This is a genomic window from Buttiauxella sp. (assembly GCF_035271705.1).
Taxonomy (GTDB): Bacteria; Pseudomonadota; Gammaproteobacteria; order Enterobacterales; family Enterobacteriaceae; genus Buttiauxella.
On the sequence record NZ_DATERI010000217.1, the window covers coordinates 35461 to 52802 of the forward strand.

Consider the following 17342-nt stretch of genomic DNA (forward strand, 5'->3'; position numbering starts at 1 on the left):
TGCACTCACTTACCCGAATCACTGACTCAAGTAAGCTCATCGGGATAAGCTCCCTGGCGGCCATACCACAACGCCATTTAATTTGGCGATGATGACTGTTAATTGCAGCCTGTCAGGCGACAAGCTGCTCCATAATACGTTGATACATACGGGCAAGAAGTTGCAGGTCCGCGGCGTTAACACATTCATTAATTTTATGAATGGTCGAGTTCACAGGCCCCAGTTCCACTACTTGCGCACCCATGCGAGCGATAAAACGCCCATCGGATGTGCCACCAGTGGTCAACAGTTGCGGTCTGATTTCATTATAGTGCTCAACTGCATTCACCACCGCATCGACCAACTTGCCGCGTGAAGTGAGGAACGGTTGGCCTGATAGCCACCAGTCGAGGGTATAGCGCAGTTGATACTTATCGAGCAGGGCAATCACGCGCTGTTTAATATCTTCGTCTGTCAGTTCGGTACTGAAACGGAAGTTAAATTGCACATACAAATCGCCAGGAATGACATTGTTGCTGCCTGTTCCTGCCTGAACGTTGGCAATTTGCATACTGGTGGCAGGGAAAAACTCGTTTCCTTTGTCCCACTCAATAGCCACTAATTCGTTCAGCATCGGGGCTGCGCGGTGAACCGGGTTATCAGCCAGATGCGGATAGGCAACGTGACCTTGCACACCATGCACGGTGAGATTGCAGGTCAACGAGCCACGACGGCCATTTTTCACCACGTCGCCGACGACTTCAGTACTGGACGGCTCGCCGACCAGGCAATAATCGAGGCGATCATTACGCGCCATCAACGTTTCGATAACTTTCACCGTGCCGTTTTTGGCACTGGCTTCTTCATCACTGGTGATGAGAAACGCGAGCCGGCCTTTGTGATGCGGGTTCTGCGCAACAAAACGTTCCGCCGCAACCACCATGGCTGCCAGAGAACCTTTCATGTCTGCAGCACCACGGCCAAACAGCATGCCATCGCGGATAGTCGGTTCAAAGGGTGGGTTAATCCAGCGGTTGACATCGCCTGAAGGCACGACGTCGGTATGGCCAGCAAATGCCAGCGTTTCGCCTTTTCCTCTCCATGCCCAGAAGTTTTGTGTGTCACCAAAATCCATGTGCTCAATAGTAAAACCGATAGCACGCAGTCGCTCAATCATTAGCGCCTGGCAACCTGCATCGTCTGGGCTCAGGGAAGGACGGCGGATAAGCTGTTGCGTCAGCTCAATAACCGGGCAAGACATAGGACTACACCTCGTTGATAAACTGCTGATATTCCCATCGTTTTTCAAGTGACCTTTTTGTTGGCTTTGCTCGTTCACCCCACTCACTAACTTGAGTAAGCTCCTGGGGAGTCACTGCGCTGCCGCCTCAATCTAACTTGAAATCCATTGGGTATAGTTCGATTCATTGAAACCCAGCAGCATAGGCTGCCCGGGCGCGTAGAGCAATGGGCGTTTGATGATTGCTGGCATGGTAAGCATCAGTACTGCGGCTGTCTGCGCGTCAGTAATGCTTGCACGATGAGCTTCGTCGAGTTTACGCCATGTTGTTCCACGCGTATTGAGCAGTGCTTCCCAGCCTAATTCTGCTATAAAACGGTTCAATAAATCGGCATCCAGCCCGTCGACGCGATAATCATGAAACTGATAATCCACACCTTGAGTCTCAAGCCAACGGCGTGCTTTCTTGATGGTGTCGCAGTTTTTAATACCGTAGAGAATTATCACGGATTTAACCCTTGTCTTTAGAGATGATTATTTATACCCGTCATACTTCAAGCTGCAGGGGTGTTGGCTGCACTCACAAACCCCAGTCACTCTCAAGTAAGCTCCAGGGGATTTGCTCCCTTGCCGCCTACCTGCAACTCGAATTATTTAGGGTATATGCAGGTAATGAGGATAATTAAAATGATAAAAAAGTCGCAAGGAAAAATATAACCTAATTGCTAATCTAAAAGTGAGGTAATAGCGGTTCTTTTTTATCCGGGTGATTGTTTTATAGCCATTTGATGTTACACAATTTCTCAACCCCTGATAGCTACGGCAAGTCAGATTTTTAGTGGCTTAGTGGATAAGCCAGAAAGTTGACAATACATTTTGTTTCAAGTGTGTCGTCACATTTTAAATTACCTGTTGAGGTGATAATTATCACAATACGCAGTCGACTTTCACCATTTGTTGATAGCCAGTGAAACTACTCAGTCACGTCGCTTCACTCCATGGAAGGGATTACGTATAAATTGAATAGAAATACCCAAAATAATTCGAGATGCAGGAAGGCGGCAATCGAGAAAGTCCCGATGAGCTTACTCAAGTAAGAGATTCGGGGGAACGAGAGCAGCCAACGCACCTGCAACTTGAAGTATCAAGGGTATATAAGAGAGGCGGTTATGATCGAACACGAACTAGGAAACTGGAAAGATTTCATCGAAGATATGCTTCGTAGATGAATCAAACAGCAAGAACTTGATGTTCTTATACCCCAATAATTCGAGTTGCAGGAAGGCCAACGCACATGCAACTTGAAGTATGCCGGTATATTCTCAATACCCTTTGAGCCAGACAAAAAGCGACCTGCCTGGGTCGCTTTTTTGTTGCCTGTTTTTCAAAATAGTTAGTTTTCAAAATAGTTAGTTTTCAGAATGCTCTTTAAGCGGGAAACGTCGACGCACCAGCACAAAGAACAGGGGAACGAAGAATATTGCCAGCACTGTGGCTGAAATCATGCCACCCATGACTCCCGTCCCCACCGCATGCTGGCTACCTGAGCCTGCACCACTGCTGGTGGCCATGGGTAATACGCCAAAGATAAAGGCTAGTGAAGTCATTAATATCGGGCGTAAACGTTGGCGGCAAGCATCAAGTGTGGCGGCAACCAGTTCACGGCCTTGCGCATTCATATCGTTGGCAAACTCAACAATCAGAATGGCGTTTTTGGCCGAAAGCCCGATTACCGTCAGTAGCCCCACCTGGAAATAAACATCGTTTTCCAGGCCGCGCATCCAGGTGGCTAACAGTGCCCCAATCACACCCAGTGGCACCACCAACATGACCGAGAACGGGACAGACCAGCTTTCATAAAGCGCTGCCAGGCACAAGAACACCACCAATAACGAGATAGCGTAGAGTGCTGGAGCTTGCGCCCCTGAAAGGCGTTCCTGATAAGACATCCCCGTCCACTGAACACCAAAACCAGACGGTAATTTCTCTACCAGAGTTTCCATAATTTGCATTGCGGTACCGGTACTGACGCCCGGTGCTGCTTCACCAACAATTTCTAGTGATGAATAGCCGTTATAGCGTTCAAGGCGCGGTGATCCGGTTTCCCAATGCGAACGGGCAAACGCTGAGAAGGGCACCATTCCACCGTCTTTATTGCGCACATACCATTGGTTAATGTCTTCCGGCAGCATGCGATATTCCGCCCCTGCCTGCACATACACCTTTTTGACGCGTCCGCGATCCATAAAGTCGTTCACGTAACTTGAGCCCCAGGCCGTTTGCAACGTGTTATTGATATCATCAATGGTTACGCCCAACGCCTGCGCTTTACGCTGATCGATATCGATCTGCATTTGCGGGCTGTCATCCAAACCGTTATGGCGAACGCGGGTCAGCATTTTTTCGTTGCTTGCCATATCCAGCAGTTGGTCACGTGCCAGCATTAACGCATCATGACCGGCACCGGCGTGGTCTTGTAATTCCATATCAAAACCGGCGGCGTTACCTAAACCGCTGATGGCAGGCGGGCTGCTGGCAATAATGCGAGCTTCTTTGATTCTACTGAAGGCTTTAGTCGCACGTTCGATAATGGCAAACGAACTGGCCGTTTTCGGATCACGCACATCCCAATCCTTCAGGCGAACGAACATACGAGCGACGTTTTGTCCGTTCCCACCAGGCCCGGCACCAATGGTTGAGAACACGGATTGCACATTCTCTTTCTCTGTCGTCAGATAATACTGCTCGATCTTATCAACCACTTTGGCCGTTTGTTGCTGCGTAGAACCACTGGGTAATTGTATGGATGTGGTAAACACACCCTGATCTTCTAAAGGCAGAAATGAGGTCGGTAAGCGCAGGAACAGGAACACCATTCCGCCAATCAGCAGCACGTAAATCAGGATCCAACGCAGACTGTGCGCCAGAATCTTTCCGACTCGAGTTTCGTAGCGTGCCGCATTGCGATTAAACATGCGGTTGAACCAGCCGAAGAAACCTTTCTGGCCGTGCTGCTCACCTTTATGCAACGGTTTGAGTAATGTGGCGCATAAGGCGGGCGTCAGGATCATCGCCACCAAAACCGACAACACCATGGCAGAAACGATAGTTATCGAGAACTGGCGGTAAATCGCGCCAGTTGTACCACCAAAGAAGGCCATCGGCACGAAGACCGCAGAGAGCACCATCGCAATCCCGACCAACGCGCCTTGAATCTGGCCCATCGATTTTCGGGTCGCTTCTTTGGGCGAGAGTCCTTCCTCGCTCATGATGCGTTCGACGTTTTCTACCACCACAATGGCATCGTCCACCAACAGACCGATGGCCAAAACCATGGCAAACATCGTTAGCGTGTTGATGCTATAGCCAAACGCATAGAGCACTGAGAAGGTGCCCAGCAATACCACTGGCACGGCGATAGTCGGAATTAACGTTGCCCGGAAATTCTGTAAGAACAGATACATAACGAGGAAAACCAGCAGAATGGCTTCTAGCAGCGTTTGCACCACATCTTTAATCGAGGCTTTCACAAACGGTGTGGTTTCGTACGCGATTTTCGCTTCCAGGCCCGGCGGGAAATATTTCGACAATTCTTCAACTTTGGCGCGGGCGAGTTTGTCGGTTTCCAACTCGTTAGCACCAGACGCAAGCTTAATCCCCAGTCCTGACGCAGGCTGGCCATTAAAGCGGCTCAGGAAGTCATATTTCTCTGCACCCATTTCCACGTCAGCGACATCACCGAGTGACACCAGTGACCCATCCTGATTAACGCGTAACGTAATATCTTTAAATTGTTGCGGGGTTTGCAGCAACGATTGGGAATTAATCGTTGCGTTAAGCGCCTGCATATCGACTGACGGTGTGCCGCCTAGTTGACCCACGGCAATTTGCGCATTCTGCGATTTAATCGCATCGACCACATCTTCAGTGGTCATCTGGTAACTGGTGAGTTTGGTCGGGTTGAGCCAGATGCGCATCGAATATTGCGAACCGTAGGCATCCACATCACCCACACCGTTAAGACGGCTGATCGGGTCTTGAATATTACTGGCCACATAGTCGGCGATATCTTGCTTATCCATACTGCCATCGGTCGAAACGAAGGCAATCATCAAGATATTGGTATCGCCGGTTTTCCTGACGGTGACGCCCTGGGTTTGCACCGCCTGCGGCAATTTACGTAAGGCCGACTGCAATTGGTTTTGCACCTGCTGGACGGCGGCATCAGGGTCAGTGCCGGCTTTAAAGCTCAGTGTGATGCTGGCCTGGCCTGCGCTACTACTCTGGGAGGACATATACATCATGTTGTCCAGCCCGGTCATACTCTGCTCAATGACTTGCGTAACCGTGTTTTCCAGCGTTTGTGCCGATGCACCAGGATAGTTCGCCGTGATACGCACGTTTGGCGGTGCGAGGTCAGGATACTGCTCCACAGGAAGGGAAAAAATGGAGAGTAAACCCGTGAGGCATAAAATAATGGCTAACACCCAGGCAAAAATGGGGCGATTGATGAAGAAATTCGCCATTCAGTCAGGACCTCGTCAGTACTTCAGATTGTGATTATGAGTATCAGTCGTCACTGTAGCCTTTACCGCAGGTCCAAACGTGGAGAAAATAAGGAGATATTGTAAATAATCTTCGCGCTCTAGAGTGGAGTAGGGCTGATGTTAGCGGATTTAAAAGCCCCGACTTTCAAGATATAACACAGTTGCTGCAACCCGGGAACGCACCTGAAGTTTACGCAGCAAATTGCGAATATGTACTTTCACGGTCTCTTCGGAAATATGCAGGTCCGAGGCAATTTGTTTATTCGATAACCCCTTGGCGACCTCTTGTAACACATCTATTTCGCGCTCAGTTAACACGGCGAACAGGTCGTCACTGCGTTTATCGGTACTGCGGGTACGTAAATATTCCGCGACTTGTTCGCTATAGGCTTCGCCTTCGGTTGCTCCACGACGAATATCTTCGAGCAGCACTTCAGGATCGCTATCTTTCAGCAAATATCCGTCGGCACCGGCATCAATCAGAGTGAAAATATCGCTACGTGAATCTGAAACTGTCAGCACCACAATACGCCCGCTTACCCCATCACGACGCATGGCGTTAAGCGTATCCAGCCCACTCAAACCTTTCATATTGAGATCGAGCAAAATAAGGTCTGGAGCGAGGCGATTCGCCATACTGATAGCCTCAGCGCCACTGCTGGCTTCACCCACCACGTGAAAGCTGTCATCCATTTCCAGCAGTTGTCGAATGCCACGACGCATTAAGGGATGGTCATCGACGATCAATACCTGACAGACAGTTTTCTCACTCATTGCTTACCCCAATACTCTTCAAATTATTATCGTTATAAATTCACGGGTGTTCCGTGCGCCGTTGGTTCTGACGTCGGCGTACGAAAAATCAACGTAATTAAAGTCCCACCCTGTGGAGGGCGGGAAATAGCCAGCTCGCCACCTAAACGGGCGGCACGCTCATGCATGATATTGAGTCCGTAATGCCCTTCGGGTTCCGTCAGGCTGGCAATCCCGCTGCCATCATCAAGAATACTCACATTATGAACCCCTGACAGGGACGTGCTACAGCTTACGGATATTTTATTGGCTTGCGCGTGCTTAATCGCATTTAACACACCTTCGCGAATAATCTGCAGTAAATGCACCTGCTGCGAGGCATCTAGCGCCTGAGTCGGAATCTGACAATCCAGTGTCAGAGTGGCCTCGCTCTGCTTACGCAACTGAGCGATCATTTCCTGTAATGCAGACGGTAAATCAGCCTGCTGGAGCGTGAGGCGGAAGGTCGCCAACAACTCACGCAATTGACGATAGGCGTCGTTCAGCGCTTGAGAAAAGTCATTAATAATGAGCTGGGCAGGCAGGTTCTCCGCCGGGACTGTACGTTTTAGTAAGGTGAGTTGGATGCGTAAATAGGAGAGCACTTGCGCCAGCGAATCATGTAACTCCCGGGCAATGGTCGCACGCTCTTCCATCAACAAAAGCTGCTGATAGTGTTTTTGCGCTTGATTGAAATACAACCCACGGCCCAGCATATTGGCCAGGCTTTGCATAAGCGGCAACGGCGGAACACCTTGTGGCGCTTGCCAACGAAGCAAACCCAACTCTTCATCTTCAAGCACAATCGGTAAGGTTTGCCACACCTGGTTATGCTGTTGAATACCTTCATGTATCTTCCAGTTTTCACTGGTTTTCATCTCAAGATAATTGACCGGTGTTTTCTGGCGAACTTGCTGCAATACGCGCTCGAAACAGTGTTGATCGATGGTGCTGACTGTCAGTGCTTGTGAGCAGGCGTACAACACTTCTAGCGTGCGATTGGCCTCCTGCAAATCCAGGGTTTTTTCCTGCACGCTGTCTTCAAGTGAGCGATACAGCTTTTGCAACTCACCGGACATGCGGGTGAAGGTATGGGATAACAAACCTAGTTCGTTCGGCAATTGTGTATTCAACGGCGGGTGATCGAACTCGCGACGTTCAATCGCGCGACTTGCTTCCATCAACTTTTTGAGCGGAGCCACAACCTGATAGCGGAAGCGGCGTAGCGTGAAAAACACCAGCGTAAAAATAGCAATGAAACCAATCACCGAGGCCAAAACAACCCGCATCATTTTGCGTTCGGCATAATGCTGAAGAGCAAGCACAAACAGGTCGATTTGCGCGACATAACTGGCAATGTTGGCCCGATACCATTGCAAATCACCCAAGCGAATATGCGCTTCCATCTCGGCCCAGGCATTATTAATCGCCGTAAAACGAGTTCGTACTTCCACAGGCACCCAGAATTTCTCTATTTTAAGCAGAGCAGATGAGCGCAGCGACTGGTTATATTGCTCAAGATGTTTGTCGATCTGGGTGCGATCGCCCTGCAAATCATACCCCAGGCGATAGCTCTGCATCCGCAAAGAGCCTGCGACATTTACCGCTTCGGCATCACGTAAACTACTCGCAAGAGTGAGCATCGCAATGCCAGTGGAAAGCAGCGATAACAAGACGATATAAAAAAAGGCTCGGGCCAGGCTCGTGGAAACAGAGCGTTTTACCATCACTGCATATTTACTCGTCGAAGAATAGAAAGCGAAACGTATCAGAAACTGGCGGCGTCACAAATCCTGGTTGTTTGTATTTCGGCATATCTTCCAAAATAAAGGTTAGGAATTAACTCGGTTACATCACAAGCATAACTGTTGCATAACAAAACGGGGGAAACGATGTTTCATTAACCCCTAAAGGAAATTGATCCGCACCAGGTTATGAGCAGATTTCAGGACAAATTGGGCAAATGACCATTGCCAGTTTGTACGTCGCCAGGTCATAACATCACCCCATAAAAAATATACGCGTCATCCTTCAAGCCGCAAGGGTGTTGGCTGCACTCACCGGGATAAGCTCCCTGGCCGCCTACCTGCGACTTGAATGCTAACGAGTAATCGCCTTCTGTTCTTGATAACAGGCAAGGGGTAGTGATGAATCGTTTTGTTCTTGCCAATGCACAACTTTGTATCGGATGTCATGCCTGTGAAGTTGCCTGTGTGATGTCCCACAATGATGAAAAACATGTTCTGACCCGCGAGCAATTCCAGCCACGGATTGCGGTGATTAAGCACGAGGGGCGACGTAACGCCGTCACTTGTCGGCATTGTGAGGACGCCCCATGCGCCAGCAGTTGCCCAAATGAAGCTATTTCACGTGTCAAAGACAGTGTCCAGGTCAACCAGCAGAAATGTATTGGTTGTAAATCCTGTGTCGTGGCTTGCCCGTTTGGCGCCATGCAGGTCATTACCATTCCGCTAAATGATGGGCGCTCGGTTAAGGCCAACGCCCATAAATGTGATTTATGTCTGCACCGCGAAAATGGCCCGGCGTGTGTGGAAAATTGCCCCAGCAAAGCGCTGAAATTGATAAGCAGTGAGACACTAGCCACGCTTGCGAAAGCCCGACGCTTACGCTCAGCGACGCAGGAATCTCAGCCGTGGCACAGCACAGCGCAGCAAAGGGTGCAACAACCGTCAGTGGGTTGCGAATTAACCAAAGTAAACAAAATGTGTGCCACACCTGCGCGGCAAGAACCGGACAAAATTGACCTGGATTTGCGTAAAACTGGCTTCGACGAAATCTATCGTACTTTTGATAAAACCCAGGCGGAAAGCCAGGCTGACCGCTGTCTTAAATGCGGCGAACACAGTATTTGTGAATGGACTTGTCCACTGCACAACCATATTCCGCAATGGATTGAACTGGTCAAAGAAGGACGCATTCTGGAGGCCGTAGAGTTATCACATCAGACCAACTGTTTGCCAGAAGTGACTGGGCGCGTCTGCCCACAAGAAAGTTTATGTGAAAGTGCCTGCACACTGAAAGACGAATACGGGGCTGTCACCATCGGGAATATCGAACGTTATATTTCCGACAACGCTTTTGCCAGCGGTTGGACGCCTGATCTCTCTTATGTCAAACCGACAAATCGCCGTGTCGCCGTGATTGGTGCTGGGCCTGCCGGGCTTGCCTGTGCGGATATTCTGGCGCGTAACGGGGTCCAGGCCACGGTGTTTGATCGTCATCCTGAAATTGGTGGGCTACTGACGTTTGGTATTCCGGCGTTCAAATTGGATAAATCGTTACTCAGCCGTCGTCGTGAAATTTTCAGCGCGATGGGTATCGAATTTAAACTCAACACAGAAATTGGCCGCGATATCTCCCTGCAACAGGTTCTGGCGGAGTTTGATGCGGTATTTGTCGGCGTGGGTACATACCGCTCAATGAAAGCGGGGCTGCCGAACGAAGACGCCCCAGGGGTTTACGACGCGCTGCCGTTCCTGATTGCCAACACCAAACAGGTGATGGGGCTGCCTGAATTACCTGAAGAGCCGTATATCAATATGGCGGGTAAGCGGGTGGTTGTCCTCGGTGGTGGCGATACCGCAATGGATTGTGTGCGCACCTCATTACGTCATGGGGCCCAGCAGGTGACTTGTGCTTATCGTCGTGATGAAGCCAACATGCCAGGTTCCAAAAAAGAGGTCAAAAATGCCAGGGAAGAAGGGGCATCGTTCGAGTTCAACGTGCAGCCGCTGAACATTGAGCTGGATGAGCGTGGCCAAGTGATGGGGATCCAAATGCTGCGTACGCAAATGGGTGAGCCCGACGAGAAAGGCCGCCGTCGCCCGAAACCGATTGAAGGCTCCGAATTTGTGATGCCAGCCGATGCGGTCATTATGGCGTTTGGCTTCAATCCACATGGCATGCCGTGGCTGGAAGAACATAGCGTGAAACTCGATAGCTGGGGGCGCATCATCGCCAGCGTCGAAGATAAATTGCGCTATCAGACCAGCAACCCGAAAATTTTCGCTGGTGGTGATGCGGTGCGTGGCGCAGACCTGGTGGTGACCGCGATGGCGGAAGGTCGCCACGCTGCAGCGGGGATTATGGAATATCTGCAAGTTCCCCCTCAGCGGCTTAATTAATGGCTGAACTCATCCCGGCTTCGCGTCGGGATGAGTGTTTGTTTTTCAAACCGAATTCCTTTTTGATCCCATCCCTGCATTTACCCCTAAAGGGTGATGCCGCTACTCCCCCTTTGTCACATAACGTAGCACTTAATAAAAACCTGTAGAAAACTACGGAAATAACACAGATGTGTTTGCCAGTTTCAGCATGCCTTGAGCTGGCATTTGTGATGCAAGGATGTGCTTTATGGCTAATTTTTCCCGTCGTGGATTATTAACTGGCAGTTTTGGACGCTCCAGTTCTGCTTTCCGCCCACCCTGGAGCGGAGACGAAAATCATTTTCTTGTGGATTGCACGCGCTGCGATGCTTGCCTGTCTGCTTGTGAAACCCATATTTTAAAACGCGGTCAGGGGGGCTACCCTGAAGTTAATTTTACCCAAGGTGAATGCACCTTTTGCTACGCTTGCGCGCAAGCTTGCCCCGAAAAAATCTTTCTTAATCGCGAGGTTTCCCCCTGGGAACATACCTTATCGATTGGCGATAACTGCCTGGCCAAAAACAGCATCGAATGCCGCAGTTGCCAGGATAACTGCGAAACTCAGGCCATTGCCTTTCGCCCCTCTCTACAGGGCATCGCCCAACCTCTACTCAACCATGCCGATTGCAGCGCTTGCGGCGCATGTATCGCCGGTTGCCCGGTTTCAGCCATCACGATGAGACACGCAAATGCAAACTGACTGGCACGTCTGCGGCCTGGTGGTTCAGGCACATCCACACAATGTTGTCGCGGTCAGTCACGCATTGAGCGAGCTGCCGGGTAGCGAAGTTGCGTTAACCGACGGCAGTCAGGGCAAATTGGTGGTGGTAATGGAAGCTGCGCGCAGCGATGAGCTACTGAATCAAATTGAGTCAGCACGCAATATTGCGGGTGTGTTGGCGGTGTCGCTGGTTTATCACCAGCAGGATGAGCAAGGTGAGGAAACACCATGAAACTCAGTCGTCGTAGCTTTATGAAAGCGAACGCTATTGCAGCTGCGGCGGCCGCCGCGGGTCTTAGCGTACCCAGCGTTGCCCGTGCCGTTGTGGGTAAACAAGATGCCATCAAATGGGATAAAGCGCCGTGCCGTTTTTGTGGCACCGGTTGTGGTGTATTAGTCGGCACGCAAGATGGACGCGTGGTGGCAAGCCAGGGCGATCCGGATGCACCTGTGAACCGTGGCCTGAACTGCATCAAAGGCTACTTCCTGCCAAAAATTATGTACGGAAAAGACCGACTTACCCAGCCGTTGCTGCGCATGAAAGACGGCCAGTTCGATAAAGAAGGCGAGTTCACACCCATAAGCTGGGAGCAGGCCTTTGACATCATGGAACAAAAATTTAAAACCAGCCTGAAGGAAAAAGGGCCGGAAGCCGTCGGGATGTTTGGTTCCGGCCAGTGGACGGTTTGGGAAGGTTACGCCGCGTCTAAATTATTCAAAGCCGGTTTCCGTTCTAACAACCTTGATCCGAACGCGCGCCATTGCATGGCTTCTGCGGTGGTGGGTTTCATGCGTACCTTCGGCATGGACGAACCGATGGGCTGCTATGACGACATCGAGCAGGCCGACGCATTCGTACTGTGGGGCTCGAACATGGCTGAGATGCACCCGGTTTTATGGTCGCGCATCACCAGCCGTCGTCTGTCGAATGAGCAGGTTAACGTCGCGGTGCTTTCGACTTTCGAGCACCGTAGTTTTGAACTGGCCGATAACGGCATGGTGTTTACCCCGCAAAGTGACCTGGCAATTCTTAACTACATCGCTAATTACATCATCCAGAACAATGCCGTCAACGAATCGTTCTTTAAGCAGCATGTGAATCTGCGTAAAGGGGTTACGGATATCGGTTACGGCTTGCGTCCTACGCATCCGCTGGAAAAAGCGGCCAAAAACCCAGGTTCTGATGCCTCTGAGCCAATGAGTTTTGAGGATTACAAAGCGTTTGTTGCTGAGTACACACTGGAAAAAACCGCGCAAATGAGCGGTGTACCAACAGACCAACTCGAAGCGCTCGCACAGTTGTATGCCGACCCGAACAAGAAAGTCATTTCTTACTGGACGATGGGTTTCAACCAACACTCGCGCGGCGTCTGGGCTAACAACCTGGTTTACAACATCCACTTGTTGACCGGTAAAATCTCCCAGCCTGGCTGCGGCCCGTTCTCTTTAACCGGCCAGCCTTCGGCTTGTGGTACCGCGCGTGAAGTCGGCACCTTCTCCCATCGCCTGCCAGCCGACATGGTGGTGACTAACGAGAAGCACCGCCAAATCGCGGAAAACATGTGGCAGCTTCCGGCGGGCACGATTCCAGCAAAAGTAGGCTTACATGCCGTGGCACAAGACCGCGCGCTGAAAGATGGCAAGCTCAACGTTTACTGGGTGATGTGTAACAACAACATGCAAGCCGGGCCGAATATTACCGAAGAACGTATGCCGGGCTGGCGCGACCCGCGTAACTTTGTGATTGTTTCCGATCCTTACCCAACGATCAGCGCGTTGAGCGCCGATCTTATCTTACCTACCGCGATGTGGGTGGAAAAAGAGGGGGCTTATGGCAACGCCGAACGCCGTACCCAGTTCTGGCGCCAGCAGGTTAAAGCACCGGGCGAGGCAAAATCGGATCTCTGGCAGCTGGTCAACTTTGCCAAACGTTTCAAAGTGGAAGAAGTGTGGCCTGCCGAACTCGTGGATCAGAAACCGGAATATCGGGGCAAAACGCTGTTCGACGTGCTGTTTGCCAATTCTAACGTCAGCAAATTCCCGCTCACTGAACTGGCGCAAGACCAGCTCAATGACGAATCTCACGAGTTGGGTTTCTATCTGCAAAAAGGGCTGTTCGAAGAGTACGCCGCTTTCGGGCGGGGACACGGGCACGATCTCGCACCATTCGATGATTACCACAAAGCACGCGGTTTACGCTGGCCCGTCGTTAACGGCAAAGAAACGCTCTGGCGTTACAGCGAAGGCCACGACCCGTATGTGAAAGCGGGCGAAGGCTTCAAGTTCTACGGCAAACCAGACGGCAAGGCGGTGATTTTCGCGTTGCCATTTGAGCCCGCAGCAGAGTCGCCAGATAAAGAATATGACCTGTGGTTATCCACCGGACGTGTGCTGGAGCATTGGCATACCGGCAGCATGACGCGTCGTGTACCTGAACTTCATCGTGCCTTCCCAGAAGCGGTTTTGTTTATTCATCCGCTCGATGCGAAAGCGCGTGATTTGCGCCGTGGAGACAAAGTCAAAGTGGTTTCACGCCGTGGTGAAGTGATTTCGATTGTGGAAACACGTGGCCGTAACCGTCCCCCACAAGGGTTGGTGTACCTGCCATTCTTCGACGCTGCTCAACTGGTGAATAACCTGACGCTGGATGCGACTGATCCGCTTTCGAAAGAGACGGATTATAAGAAATGCGCCGTCAAACTGGCGAAGGTGTAAGGGGATAACATCATGAAAAAAACCATCCTGACCAAGACGTTTTTTCAATGGATTGCCGCGTTTACGCTGCTAGTGAGTGGCGCGTTGTGGGCAACAAGCGGGGCCGATTTGACGCCGTCTCCTGAAGTTTCAGGCACGGCAGAAGGCTCGGTGCGGATGCCAAAACAGCAGGAGCGTATGGCGCTGAATTATGTCAATCAGCCGCCACTTATCCCGCACAGTGTTGACGGCTACCAGGTGAGCAAAAATACCCATCGTTGTCTGCAATGCCACGGCGTTGAACATTACCGCACCACAGGCGCGCCGCGCGTCAGCCCGACGCACTTTATGGATAGCGATGGCAACGTGCTTTCGAACGTCGCGCCACGCCGCTATTTCTGCCTGCAATGTCATGTTCCTCAAACCGATGCGTCACCCATTGTCGGGAACACATTCACGCCGTCTAAAGGTTTTGGAAACTAGAGGCCATTATGGATAAATCAACCCGTAAACCTGGCATCATTCGGCGTATATGGCAGTGGTGGCGTCGCCCAAGTCGTCTGGCACTGGGCACGTTACTGCTGATTGGTTTCGCTGGTGGGATTATTTTCTGGGGTGGTTTTAACACCGGCATGGAGATGACCAACCGCGAAGAGTTCTGTATCGGTTGTCATGAAATGCGCGCCAACGTCTACGAGGAGTATATGCAGACCGTGCATTACAACAACCGTAGTGGCGTGCGTGCGACTTGCCCGGATTGCCATGTCCCCCATGAATGGGTACCGAAAATAGTACGTAAAATTCAGGCCAGCAAAGAGTTGTATGCCAAGGCGTTTGGCTTAATCGACACACCACAAAAGTTTAATGACCATCGGCTTTCGATGGCACAAACCGAGTGGCGCAGGATGAAAGACAACAATTCGCAAGAGTGCCGCAACTGCCATAATTTTGATTATATGGATTTTACCGCCCAGAAAACCGTCGCGGCAAAAATGCATGATAAAGCGGTCAAAGATGGGCAGACCTGTGTGGATTGCCACAAAGGGATTGCACATGAGTTGCCGGATATGAGCGAAGTCAAAAATGGCTATTAGTTTTTCTATTAATTAATTATTTTCCCCTAAATAATTCGAATTGCAGGAAGGCGGCCAGACGGCAAGTCCCCAGGAGCATAGTGAACTATGTGACTGGGGCGAGCAGTTGCAGCCAACGCATCTGCGGCTTGAAGTATGACGGAGAGCAAGACAAACGCTAAATCAAAGCTTATGATTATCGGCTCCCCTAACTCATTGTGGAGACGGTATGTCAGTCAAAATCGAAGTCATCAAAGATAAAATTCTCTCAGAAAATTACTTCATCCTCCGTAATATCACCTACGATTTATACCGTAACGAAGCGGAAGTTATCCGTCACAAACGTGAAGTCTATGACCGGGGTAACGGTGCCACGATACTCCTGTATAACCGCGATAAAAAAACCGTGGTGCTGACGCGCCAGTTCCGTGTCGCAACGTGGGTCAATGGCAATGCCGATGGCATGTTAATTGAAGCCTGCGCGGGTCTGTTAGATGCTGACGAGCCGGAAACCTGTGCGCGTAAAGAAGCGATTGAGGAGACGGGTTACGAGGTGGGTGAAGTCGAAAAATTATTCGAGCTTTATATGTCACCGGGTGGTGTGACAGAACTCATTCATTTCTACTTTGCGCAATACAGCGACGCTCAACGCGAAAATGCGGGTGGTGGGATTGATGACGAAGATATTGATGTGCTCGAATTACCCTTCAAACGGGCGATGGAAATGGTCGAAAGTGGTGAAATTCGTGACGGAAAAACAGTCATTCTGCTTCAACAGCTGAAATTACGCGGAGTGATGGATTAAAGGTCATAGAATTCAATAAGTTGGTGGTGGGTGGTTTTAACGAGAGCTATCCGATAAATCCGATTGAGCACAAACGTTAACCAGACGAAGATATCGCCACATTTTGTATGCTCGTCATACTTCAAGTTGCCTTTTTGTTGGCTGCGCGACCTCACCCAGGTCACTTACTTATGTAAGCTCCCAGGGGCTCGTTCCCTTGCCGCCGTGATGCAACTCGAATTATTTAGGGTATAAATTAATCTCTCTTCGTCTTCTCAGGATATGTGCCGACAATGTTTCTGCGCAAAGAATTGCTGTTTCTCTTTTTATTCTTTATAGCGAACTCTGTTTTCGCGGCAGCGGCACAAAAATCATTCTCCGACTGGCAAGTCACCTGCAACAATCAAAATTTTTGTTCAGCCCGTAACACCGGGCTTCATCATGGTCTGGTCATGACGCTGACTCGCAGTGCGGGTGCGCATACCGATGCGACCCTGAGAATTGATTTGGGCAATCTGACTACCACTGAACTGCAAGCACCACCGATTGCGCCACAAATGTTGTTGGATGGCGAACCGCTGGTGTTGGATCTGACGAAATGGCAGGTCACCCCTCATCATCTCAAAACCGACGATGCGGATGCGATCAATGGTTACCTCGATAAAGTGGCCAATGCGGATGCCATTACCCTGAAACAAGGGAAAGGAAACCTCTCGCTCAGCGGGCTGAAAGCTTCGTTACTGTTTATTGATAGCCAGCAACAGCGAGTGGGCAGCGAAACCGCCTGGGTTAAGAAAGGTGCTGATCCGCCACTGAGTGTGCCACCTGCGCCCGCACTCAAAGCCGTCAAGCTGACTAACCCAACGCCGACACCGCTCACACAATTGGAACTGAGCGACTTGATGGATTACGGCACCTGGCGGGTGAATAACAGCCAGTGTTCGTTAGATCCGGCTCGCCGAGAAGTGCGCGTGTTTGCCCTCAGTGACGACAAAGCGCTGCTGATGGTGGGCTGTGAAGCCGGAGCATACAATATTGTCGATCTCGCGTGGATCGTATCGCGCCAGAAGCCGTTCGCTGCACGGCAAATCCGTCTAAAACTGCCGTTCACGCCAGGAAGCGGCAACACCGATCTTGAACTGATGAATACCGGATACGACGAAAACAATAAAGAGCTGACGACACTTGCGAAAGGGCGCGGTATCGGTGATTGCGGCGTCGCAACGCGCTGGCGTTTTGACGGGCAACGTTTTCGTTTGGTGCGGTATGCAGAAGAGCCGTCCTGCGATGAGTGGAATGGGAGTGCTTCTTGGCCAACTTTATGGGTGACCAACTAATCCCCTTTG

Annotated in this window: 14 protein-coding genes; 9 read left to right on the plus strand and 5 right to left on the minus strand. The window is 50.7% G+C overall.

What is annotated here, in order from left to right; genetic code table 11:
* Positions 1-112: 112 nt before the first annotated feature.
* Together dapE and VJY99_RS19500 are read right to left on the minus strand one after the other, a co-directional pair.
* Complete coding sequence (gene dapE, locus VJY99_RS19495; protein ID WP_324121443.1) at positions 113-1240, minus strand: succinyl-diaminopimelate desuccinylase; 1128 nt, start codon at positions 1238-1240, stop codon at positions 113-115.
* Between the two features lie 132 nt (positions 1241-1372).
* Positions 1373-1726: an ArsC family reductase gene (locus tag VJY99_RS19500; RefSeq protein ID WP_324121445.1), complete on the minus strand. Its 354-nt coding sequence runs from the start codon at positions 1724-1726 to the stop codon at positions 1373-1375.
* 662 nt (positions 1727-2388) lie between these two features.
* Between VJY99_RS19500 and ypfM the strand changes: the two genes are divergently transcribed.
* Positions 2389-2448 (plus strand): protein YpfM, encoded by a 60-nt coding sequence (gene ypfM, locus VJY99_RS19505; RefSeq protein WP_324121494.1) that lies wholly within the window; start codon positions 2389-2391, stop codon positions 2446-2448.
* A 180-nt stretch (positions 2449-2628) separates the two neighbouring features.
* Here ypfM and acrD read toward each other — a convergent pair whose 3' ends face one another.
* From acrD to narQ, 3 genes are all read right to left on the minus strand, one after another.
* Positions 2629-5745 (minus strand): multidrug efflux RND transporter permease AcrD, encoded by a 3117-nt coding sequence (gene acrD, locus VJY99_RS19510; protein WP_324121447.1) that lies wholly within the window; start codon positions 5743-5745, stop codon positions 2629-2631.
* A 150-nt stretch (positions 5746-5895) separates the two neighbouring features.
* Positions 5896-6540, minus strand: coding sequence for a nitrate/nitrite response regulator protein NarP (gene narP / locus VJY99_RS19515; protein ID WP_324121449.1), 645 nt, complete (start codon positions 6538-6540; stop codon positions 5896-5898).
* A gap of 32 nt (positions 6541-6572) precedes the next feature.
* Positions 6573-8285: a nitrate/nitrite two-component system sensor histidine kinase NarQ gene (gene narQ, locus VJY99_RS19520; protein ID WP_324121496.1), complete on the minus strand. Its 1713-nt coding sequence runs from the start codon at positions 8283-8285 to the stop codon at positions 6573-6575.
* A gap of 420 nt (positions 8286-8705) precedes the next feature.
* Here narQ and aegA point away from each other — a divergent pair, with 420 nt between their 5' ends.
* From aegA to VJY99_RS19560, 8 genes are all read left to right on the plus strand, one after another.
* On the plus strand, positions 8706-10703 hold the full coding sequence (aegA, locus tag VJY99_RS19525; RefSeq protein ID WP_324121451.1) for a formate-dependent uric acid utilization protein AegA: 1998 nt from the start codon (positions 8706-8708) through the stop codon (positions 10701-10703).
* Positions 10704-10932: 229 nt separating this feature from the next.
* On the plus strand, positions 10933-11424 hold the full coding sequence (gene napF, locus VJY99_RS19530) for a ferredoxin-type protein NapF (RefSeq protein WP_324121453.1): 492 nt from the start codon (positions 10933-10935) through the stop codon (positions 11422-11424).
* Positions 11414-11677 carry a chaperone NapD gene (gene napD, locus VJY99_RS19535; RefSeq protein ID WP_324121455.1) on the plus strand — a complete coding sequence of 88 codons (264 nt, stop codon included), beginning with the start codon at positions 11414-11416 and terminating at the stop codon, positions 11675-11677. Before napF ends, napD begins: the two co-directional genes overlap by 11 nt.
* Positions 11674-14160, plus strand: coding sequence for a nitrate reductase catalytic subunit NapA (gene napA, locus VJY99_RS19540; protein WP_324121457.1), 2487 nt, complete (start codon positions 11674-11676; stop codon positions 14158-14160). Before napD ends, napA begins: the two co-directional genes overlap by 4 nt.
* A 12-nt stretch (positions 14161-14172) precedes the next feature.
* A complete protein-coding gene (napB, locus tag VJY99_RS19545) occupies positions 14173-14622 on the plus strand; it encodes a nitrate reductase cytochrome c-type subunit (RefSeq protein ID WP_324121459.1) in 450 nt (149 codons plus the stop codon).
* 8 nt (positions 14623-14630) lie between these two features.
* The gene (gene napC, locus VJY99_RS19550; protein ID WP_324121462.1) at positions 14631-15233 is read left to right on the plus strand and encodes a cytochrome c-type protein NapC; all 603 of its coding nucleotides are present in this window, start codon (positions 14631-14633) and stop codon (positions 15231-15233) included.
* 208 nt (positions 15234-15441) lie between these two features.
* Complete coding sequence (nudK, locus tag VJY99_RS19555) at positions 15442-16017, plus strand: GDP-mannose pyrophosphatase NudK (RefSeq protein WP_324121464.1); 576 nt, start codon at positions 15442-15444, stop codon at positions 16015-16017.
* 272 nt (positions 16018-16289) lie between these two features.
* Entirely contained in the window at positions 16290-17333 is a 1044-nt protein-coding gene (locus VJY99_RS19560) for a DUF1176 domain-containing protein (protein ID WP_324121466.1), read from the plus strand.
* Positions 17334-17342 lie beyond the last annotated feature (9 nt).

Coding starts and splice junctions, on each gene's coding strand:
- dapE (WP_324121443.1), bottom strand. CDS start 1,240: ATGTCTTGCCCGGTTATTGAGCTGACGCAACAGCTTATCCGCCGTCCT.
- acrD (WP_324121447.1), bottom strand. CDS start 5,745: ATGGCGAATTTCTTCATCAATCGCCCCATTTTTGCCTGGGTGTTAGCC.
- narP (WP_324121449.1), bottom strand. CDS start 6,540: ATGAGTGAGAAAACTGTCTGTCAGGTATTGATCGTCGATGACCATCCC.
- narQ (WP_324121496.1), bottom strand. CDS start 8,285: ATGGTAAAACGCTCTGTTTCCACGAGCCTGGCCCGAGCCTTTTTTTAT.
- aegA (WP_324121451.1), top strand. CDS start 8,706: ATGAATCGTTTTGTTCTTGCCAATGCACAACTTTGTATCGGATGTCAT.
- napF (WP_324121453.1), top strand. CDS start 10,933: ATGGCTAATTTTTCCCGTCGTGGATTATTAACTGGCAGTTTTGGACGC.
- napD (WP_324121455.1), top strand. CDS start 11,414: ATGCAAACTGACTGGCACGTCTGCGGCCTGGTGGTTCAGGCACATCCA.
- napA (WP_324121457.1), top strand. CDS start 11,674: ATGAAACTCAGTCGTCGTAGCTTTATGAAAGCGAACGCTATTGCAGCT.
- napB (WP_324121459.1), top strand. CDS start 14,173: ATGAAAAAAACCATCCTGACCAAGACGTTTTTTCAATGGATTGCCGCG.
- napC (WP_324121462.1), top strand. CDS start 14,631: ATGGATAAATCAACCCGTAAACCTGGCATCATTCGGCGTATATGGCAG.
- nudK (WP_324121464.1), top strand. CDS start 15,442: ATGTCAGTCAAAATCGAAGTCATCAAAGATAAAATTCTCTCAGAAAAT.
- VJY99_RS19560 (WP_324121466.1), top strand. CDS start 16,290: ATGTTTCTGCGCAAAGAATTGCTGTTTCTCTTTTTATTCTTTATAGCG.